At 67.4% G+C, this 7,287-nt stretch carries 8 protein-coding genes; all 8 read right to left on the minus strand.

Going from position 1 to position 7,287, the window contains the following annotated elements:
* Positions 1 to 32 precede the first annotated feature (32 nt).
* Positions 33 to 1,322: an NADH-quinone oxidoreductase subunit NuoF gene (nuoF, locus tag AB0395_RS24115; RefSeq protein WP_366283967.1), complete on the minus strand. Its 1,290-nt coding sequence runs from the start codon at positions 1,320 to 1,322 to the stop codon at positions 33 to 35.
* Entirely contained in the window at positions 1,319 to 1,978 is a 660-nt protein-coding gene (gene nuoE / locus AB0395_RS24120) for an NADH-quinone oxidoreductase subunit NuoE (RefSeq protein WP_366283969.1), read from the minus strand. Before nuoE ends, nuoF begins: the two co-directional genes overlap by 4 nt.
* Positions 1,975 to 3,231 carry an NADH-quinone oxidoreductase subunit D gene (locus AB0395_RS24125; RefSeq protein ID WP_366283998.1) on the minus strand — a complete coding sequence of 419 codons (1,257 nt, stop codon included), beginning with the start codon at positions 3,229 to 3,231 and terminating at the stop codon, positions 1,975 to 1,977. Before AB0395_RS24125 ends, nuoE begins: the two co-directional genes overlap by 4 nt.
* Before the next feature lie 65 nt (positions 3,232 to 3,296).
* Positions 3,297 to 3,974: an NADH-quinone oxidoreductase subunit C gene (locus tag AB0395_RS24130; protein WP_366283972.1), complete on the minus strand. Its 678-nt coding sequence runs from the start codon at positions 3,972 to 3,974 to the stop codon at positions 3,297 to 3,299.
* 53 nt (positions 3,975 to 4,027) lie between these two features.
* Positions 4,028 to 4,579 carry an NADH-quinone oxidoreductase subunit B family protein gene (locus AB0395_RS24135; RefSeq protein WP_184755084.1) on the minus strand — a complete coding sequence of 184 codons (552 nt, stop codon included), beginning with the start codon at positions 4,577 to 4,579 and terminating at the stop codon, positions 4,028 to 4,030.
* Positions 4,580 to 4,581: 2 nt separating this feature from the next.
* The gene (locus AB0395_RS24140) at positions 4,582 to 4,941 is read right to left on the minus strand and encodes an NADH-quinone oxidoreductase subunit A (RefSeq protein ID WP_363950503.1); all 360 of its coding nucleotides are present in this window, start codon (positions 4,939 to 4,941) and stop codon (positions 4,582 to 4,584) included.
* A gap of 121 nt (positions 4,942 to 5,062) precedes the next feature.
* The gene (locus tag AB0395_RS24145; protein WP_366283976.1) at positions 5,063 to 6,340 is read right to left on the minus strand and encodes a geranylgeranyl reductase family protein; all 1,278 of its coding nucleotides are present in this window, start codon (positions 6,338 to 6,340) and stop codon (positions 5,063 to 5,065) included.
* A gap of 148 nt (positions 6,341 to 6,488) precedes the next feature.
* Entirely contained in the window at positions 6,489 to 7,214 is a 726-nt protein-coding gene (locus AB0395_RS24150) for a demethylmenaquinone methyltransferase (protein ID WP_366283979.1), read from the minus strand.
* Between the last annotated feature and the right edge of the window lie 73 nt (positions 7,215 to 7,287).

The raw sequence follows: 7,287 nt of genomic DNA on the forward strand, positions 1-7,287 counted from the left end.
GGTGCTGTGCTTGCTGGTTGCCTCGCGCCCGGTCACCTGTTGTTCCCCCAGACCGTGGAGGGAGCGTGGTCGAACGGGCAGCCGCCGATCTCGAAGTGCTTGAGGTACTCGTCCCTGAAGTACTTCACCGACGAGTGGATCGGGCTGGTCGCACCGTCACCCAGGGCGCAGAAGGAGCGGCCCAGGATGTTGTCCGCGATGTCGGTGATCGTGGTCAGGTCCTCTTCGGTGCCCTGACCCTTCTCAAGGCGCTTGAGCACCTGCTTGAGCCAGTAGGTGCCCTCCCGGCAGGGGGTGCACTTGCCGCAGGACTCGTGCGCGTAGAACTCGGTCCAGCGGAGTACGGCGCGCACCACGCAGGTGGTCTCGTCGAAGATCTGCAGGGCCCGGGTGCCGAGCATGGAGCCCTTGGCCCCGACCGACTCGAAGTCGAGCGGGACGTCCAGGTGCTCGTCGGTGAAGATCGGCGTGCTCGAGCCGCCCGGAGTCCAGAACTTGATCTGGTGCCCCTCACGGATTCCGCCCGCCATGTCGAGCAGCTCGCGCAGCGTGATGCCGAGCGGGGCTTCGTACTGGCCGGGGCGGGTGACGTGGCCGCTCAGCGAGAAGATGCCGAAGCCCTGGGACTTCTCCGTGCCCATCCCCGCGAACCAGTCGGCCCCGTTGGAGATGATGGAGGGAACACTGGCGATCGACTCCACGTTGTTCACGACAGTCGGCGAGGCGTAAAGGCCCGCCACGGCCGGGAAGGGGGGCTTGAGCCGAGGTTGGCCGCGATAGCCCTCCAGCGAGTCGAGCAGAGCCGTCTCCTCGCCGCAGATGTAGGCGCCCGCCCCGCTGTGGACCACCAGCTCCAGGTCGAAACCTGTGCCGAAGATGTCCCTGCCGAGCAGGCCCTTGTCGTAGGCCTCCGCGACCGCGGCCTGCAGGCGGCGGATGACGTGCAGCACCTCGCCGCGCACGTAGATGAAGGCGTGGTTGGCGCGGATGGCGTAGGAGGCGATGATGATGCCCTCGACCAGCGAGTGCGGGTTGGCCATCATCAGCGGGATGTCCTTGCAGGTTCCCGGCTCGGACTCGTCGGCGTTGACCACCAGATAGTGCGGCTTGCCGTCACCCTGGGGGATGAAGCCCCACTTCATGCCGGTCGGGAAGCCCGCGCCGCCTCGGCCTCGCAGGCCGGAGTCCTTGACGGCCTGGATGACGGCGTCCGGGTCCATGCCCAGCGCCTTCCTGGCCGCCGTGTAGTCGCCGTAGCCGTCCAGGGTGAAGGAGTCCGGCTGGTCCCAGTTGGCCGTCAGGACCGGGGTGAGAGTCGTCATGATGGCTCAGGAGCCTTCCATCCGTTGGCCTTGGCGATCTTCAGGCCCTCCAGGGAGGGGCCGTTCGCCGAGGGACCGTCACCGGCCAGGCCGTCGGGCAGGCCGGACAGCACGCGTGAGGCCTCCTTGAAGGTGCACAGCCTCTTCGGGCCCCGGGTCGGCGAGACCTCCTTGCCGGCCTTCAGGTCGTCGACGAGCTGCTTGGCCGACTCCGGCGTCTGGTTGTCGAAGAACTCCCAGTTCACCATCATCACGGGGGCGAAGTCACACGCGGCGTTGCACTCGAGCCGCTCCAGCGAGACCTTCCCGTCCGGGGTCACCTCGTCGTGGCCGACTCCGGCGTGCTCGGACAGCTCGTCCCAGATCTGGTCGCCGCCCATGACGGCGCACAGCGTGTTGATGCACACGCCGACGTGGTAGTCCCCCATCGGCTTGCGCTTGTACATCGTGTAGAACGTGGCCACGCCGACCACTTCGGCCTTGCTCACGCCCAGCATCTCGGCGCAGAACTCGTGGCCGTCGTCGGAGACGTAGCCGTCCTCGGACTGCACCAGGTGCAGCAGGGGAAGCAGGGCCGACCTCGGCTTGGGGTAGCGGCCGATGATCTCCTTGGCGTCGCGCTCAAGGCGCTCGCGAACCTCCGGTACATATGTCACCGGTCCACACCTCCCATGACGGGGTCGATCGAAGCCACTGCCGAGATGACGTCGGCGACCATGCCGCCTTCGCACGTCGCGGGCATGGCCTGCAGGTTCGTGAAGGACGGGTCGCGGAAGTGCACGCGGTAGGGGCGGGTGCCACCGTCGCTGACCACGTGGGCGCCGAGCTCGCCTCTGGGCGACTCGACCGAGGCGTACGCCTGCCCGGCCGGGACGCGGAAGCCCTCGGTGACCAGCTTGAAGTGGTGGATCAGCGCTTCCATCGAGCCGCTCATGATGTGCGCGATGTGGTCGGGCGAGTTGCCCAGGCCATCGGGACCGAGCGCGAGCTGCGCGGGCCAGCCGATCTTCTTGTCGTCCACCATCACACGGCCGCCCTTGAGCGGCCCGGAGAGCCGGTCGAGAGCCTGCTCAATGATCTTGAGTGACTCCTCCATCTCGGCCACCCGCACGAGGTAGCGGCCGTAGACGTCGGCGGTCTTCTCGGTCGGGACGTCGAACTCGTAGGTCTCGTAGCCGCAGTAGGGCTGCGACTTGCGCAGGTCCCACGGCAGGCCCGCGGCCCGCAGCATCGGCCCGGTGACGCCCAGCGCCATGCAGCCGGTGAGGTCGAGGTAGGCGATGTCCTTGGTGCGGGCCAGGTAGACCGGGTTGGCGTCGAGCATCTTGCGCATGTCCTTGATGCGCCCCGGCATGACCTTGAGCAGCTCGCCGACCTTGTCCACGGCGCCCGCGGGCAGGTCGACGGAGACGCCGCCGGGACGGACGTAGGCCATGTTCATCCGCAGGCCGGTGATGTACTCCATCACGTCGAGCACCATCTCGCGCTCGCGGGACCCGAAGAGGAACGGCGTGGTCGCGCCGAGCTCCATGCCGAAGGTGCCGATGGCGACCATGTGCGAGGAGATGCGGGTCAGTTCCATCATCATCACGCGGATGGCCTGGGCCCGCTCCGGGATGCGGTCGGTGATGCCGAGCAGCTTCTCGACGCCCATGCAGTAGGCCGTCTCGTTGAAGATCGGCGCCAGGTAGTCCATGCGGGTGACGAACGTGGTCCCCTGGGTCCACGTCCTGTACTCGATGTTCTTCTCGATGCCGGTGTGCAGGTAGCCGATGACCGTGCGGGCCTCGGTGACCGTCTCGCCGTCCAGGTTCAGGACCAGGCGGAGCACGCCGTGCGTCGACGGGTGCTGCGGGCCCATGTTGACGACGAGCTGCTCGTCCTGCTGGCCGGTGAGGGTTTCGACCAGTTCCGTCCAGTCGTTGCCTGAGACGGTGTAGACCTTGCCCTCCGTGGCCTCCTCGTACGGAGCACTCACGAGTACGTCCTCCTCTGGTCGGGCGCGGGGATCTGGGCGCCGCGGTACTCGACCGGGATTCCGCCGAGCGGGTAGTCCTTGCGCTGGGGGTGGCCGTCCCAGTCGTCGGGCATCATGATGCGGGTCAGCGCCGGGTGGCCGTCGAAGACGATTCCAAAGAAGTCCCAGGTCTCCCGCTCGTGCCAGTCGTGGGTCGGGTAGACAGAGACCGTGGAGGGAATGTGCGGGTCGGCGTCGGGGCAGGAGACCTCGAGGCGCAGGCGCCGGTTGTGGGTGATCGAGCACAGGTGGATCACCGCGCGCAGTTCCTCGCCCTCGAGGTGCGGGTAGTGCACGCCGGAGACGCCGAGCGAGAGCTCGAAGCGGAGGGCGGGGTCGTCGCGCAGGGTCCTGGCGACCTCGAGCAGGCGCTCACGCTTGACGTGGAAGGTCAGCTCGCCGCGGTCGACGACGACCCGCTCGATCGCGTCGCCGAGGTCGGCGCCGAGCGCGCGCTCGAGCTCGTCGGCGACGGTGTCGAAGTAGCCGCCGTACGGGCGGGGGGTTGACAGCTCGGGCCTGCGCCGTACGACCAGGCGGCCGTAGCCGGAGGTGTCACCGCTGCCCGAGGCGCCGAACATGCCCAGGCGGGCGATCGGCTCCTCCGGGACCTCGGGGAGGTTGTCACTGCTCATGTCGGTCCCTCACCGCTCCTCGTCCGCCGCGCGGGCCTCGCCGCTCTCGCACCTCATTTGGCGGTCCCCTGGTCGATCAGGGGCAGCGTCCGCAGAGCCTGCAGTTCGAGCTCGTCGATCTGCTTGGCACGGTGCGCGCCGAACTTCATGTTCTGGATCTTGTCGTGCAGCTTCACGATCGCGTCGATGAGCATCTCGGGCCGCGGCGGGCAGCCGGGCAGGTAGATGTCGACGGGGACGACGTGGTCCACGCCCTGCACGATGGCGTAGTTGTTGAACATGCCGCCGCTCGAGGCGCACACGCCCATGGCGATGACCCACTTGGGCTCGGCCATCTGGTCGTAGATCTGGCGCAGCACCGGCGCCATCTTCTGAGAGAGCCTGCCCGCCACGATCATCAGGTCGGCCTGCCGCGGAGACGCCGAAGCGCGCTCCATGCCGAAGCGCGCCAGGTCATGCTTGGGACCGCCGGTGGACATCAGCTCGATGGCGCAGCAGGCGAGACCGAAGGTCGCCGGCCAGACGGAGTTCTTACGCGCCCAGCCTGCGACCTGCTCGACCGTGCTGAGCATGAACCCGCTCGGAAGTTTCTCTTCAAGACCCATGTCTAGTCCCAGTCCAAACCCTTGCGGCGCCACACGTACGCGTAGGCCACGAGCACGGTGACGATGAACAGCACCATCTCGACCAACCCGAAGACCCCGAGCTGGTCGAACGCGACCGCCCACGGGTAGAGGAAGATGATCTCGATGTCGAACACGATGAACAGCATCGCGGTGATCATGTACTTCAGCGGGAAGCGTCCACCGCCGACAGGCTGGGGCGTCGGCTCGATCCCGCACTCGTAGGCGTCGAGTTTCGCGCGGTTCCAGCGCCTGGGACCGGTGAAGGGGGCGATCGTCACCGAGAAGATCGCGAATCCCGCCGCGAGAACGGCGAGCACCAGGATGGGTGCGTACAACTCCATCGCTACGCCTCCTCTCCCATCTCCACGCGCGCCGGCGCGCAGCTCATCGTGTGGTTTCGTTGTGCAAGTCTAGGCAGGGCGATCATCGCTCTTGGTTCCGGATTCTGGGTGTTCGCCGAGGTCATGCCGACGGCACAACCTTCGAGAGAGCGTTGATGATGCGGTCGGACGCATCGCCTCGCCGGTCGGTGAGGTTACCAAGGAGTTTGAGGGCGAAGTGCATCAGGCGGGGATGCGGCAGCGCGTGACGGGCGGCGAAGTCCATCACCCCGCGGTGCCCGATGAGCTCGACGAACCCTCTGCCCAGGGTGAAGTATCCGCCGTAGGCGTCCTTCAGTGTCTGAGGGTAGGCCCGTAGCACGCGCTCGCGCTGCGCGGGGGTCGTCCGACCCAGCGCCTGGACGATGGTCTCGGCCGCGATGCGACCGCTCTCCATCGCGTAGGCGATGCCCTCTCCATTGAATGGGTTGATCATGCCGCCCGCGTCGCCGACCAGCACCAGGCCCCGGGTGTAGTGGGGCTGGCGGTTGAAGGCCATCGGCAGCGCGGCTCCCCTGATGGGAGCGGTCATGTTCTCCTCGACATAACCCCACTCTGGGGGCATGCCCTTGACCCAGCGCTTGAGCAGGTCCCGGTAGTCCATGCCCTTGAACGACTCGCTGGTGTTCAGCAGCCCGAGGCCCACGTTCGAGGTGCCGTCGCCGACCCCGAAGATCCAGCCGTAGCCGGGCAGCAGCGTGTCGCCGTCCCACAGCTCCAGCCAGGTCTCCAGGTAGTCATCGTCGTGGCGAGGGCTCTCGAAGTAGGTGCGCACGGCCACGCCCATCGGGCGGTCCTCGCGCTTGTGCAGCCCCATCGCCAGCGAGACGCGGGTCGAGTTGCCGTCCGCGGCGACCACGAGACGGGAGCGGTAGGAGACCTCCTCGCCGTCCTTCTTCGCGGTCACACCCACGATGTGGCCGCTCCGGTCGTCGAGGATCGGGGCGACGACGTTGACGCCCTGCAGCAGGCGGACACCGCCGCGCACCGCGTTGGCCGCGAGGATCTCGTCGAAGTCCTGGCGGGTGCGGACCAGACCGAAGTCCGGATAGCTGGAGAGCTGGGGCCAGTCGAGCTCGAAGCGCATCCCGCCACCGACCACGCGCAGGCCCTTGTTCCTGACCCAGCCGGGGGCGTCGATGTCGATTCCCATGGCGATGAGCTGCTTGACCGCTCTGGGCGTCAGCCCGTCGCCGCAGACCTTCTCACGGGGAAATGTGGTTTTCTCGAGCAACAGGACGTCGAGCCCGGCCTGTGCGAGATGGAAAGCGGTTGTCGAACCGGCGGGCCCGGCGCCGACGACGATGACGTCGGCGTCAGCCTCAGCGACATTCCGCTGTATGGCGGCTGGCACGGTCACGGGACCTGTCCTGTCCTACACGCTTTGACGGCCTCGGGGTGAGGGGCCTTTCGTTCCTTTGTGAAGACCTTCACAAACTTGTCGGGCCGAAGTCTAACCCCTTTACGGGGTGAAGTGTCAGGCGGGTACTGCTATCGCCTGTCAATCTTCACGCAGGCTTATATGCACGGTGAAGCGCCACGATACCCAGCGCGAGATTACGCCAGGCGACCCGCTCCCACCCCGCCCCCTGAATGATCTTCGCCAGCCCCGCCTGGTCCGGCCAGGCCCTGATCGACTCCGCCAGATACTCGTACGAGTCGTCGTTGGAGCCGACCAGTTTCGCGGCCTGGGGCATGAGTTTCATGAGGTACTGCGAGTAGATCAGGTCGAACGACTTCACCGTGGGGTGGGAGAACTCCAGGATCACCAGGCGCGCGCCCGGCTTGGCCACCCTCAGCATCTCGCGCAGCGCCTGCCCGGTGTCCTGCACGTTGCGCAGCGCCGTGGAGATCGTCACCGCGTCGAAGACCTCGTCGGCGAAGGGCAGTTTCAGCGCGTCGCCCGCGACGAAGCTGACCCCCCGCACGCCGCCGCCGGAGATCCCGGAACCGCCCCGCCGCCGCACGCCGGTACGCAACATACCCAGCGAGAAGTCGGAGGCGATCGCCCTGGCGCCGAGCGCGGTGAAGGTGTCGGTCGAGGTGCCGGTGCCCGCGCCGAGGTCGAGGACCAACTCGCCGGGGCCCGCGTCGACGGCCGCCGCGGTCGCCTTGCGCCACAGCCTGACCTGCCCCAGGGAGATAACGTCATTGACCAGGTCGTACCGCCGGGCCGTGCGATCGAACATCGCGGCGACCTCGTGCGGCTGCTTGTCCAGCGAAGCGCGCGTCATAGGGACAAGCCTAGGGCCCTGCTGCGGCCGCGCGCTGCTGGTGGTGCTGGACACCCTGGTCCCCGTGGAGCGG

Source organism: Streptosporangium sp. NPDC051023 (assembly GCF_040689595.1).
Classification (GTDB): domain Bacteria; phylum Actinomycetota; class Actinomycetes; order Streptosporangiales; family Streptosporangiaceae; genus Streptosporangium.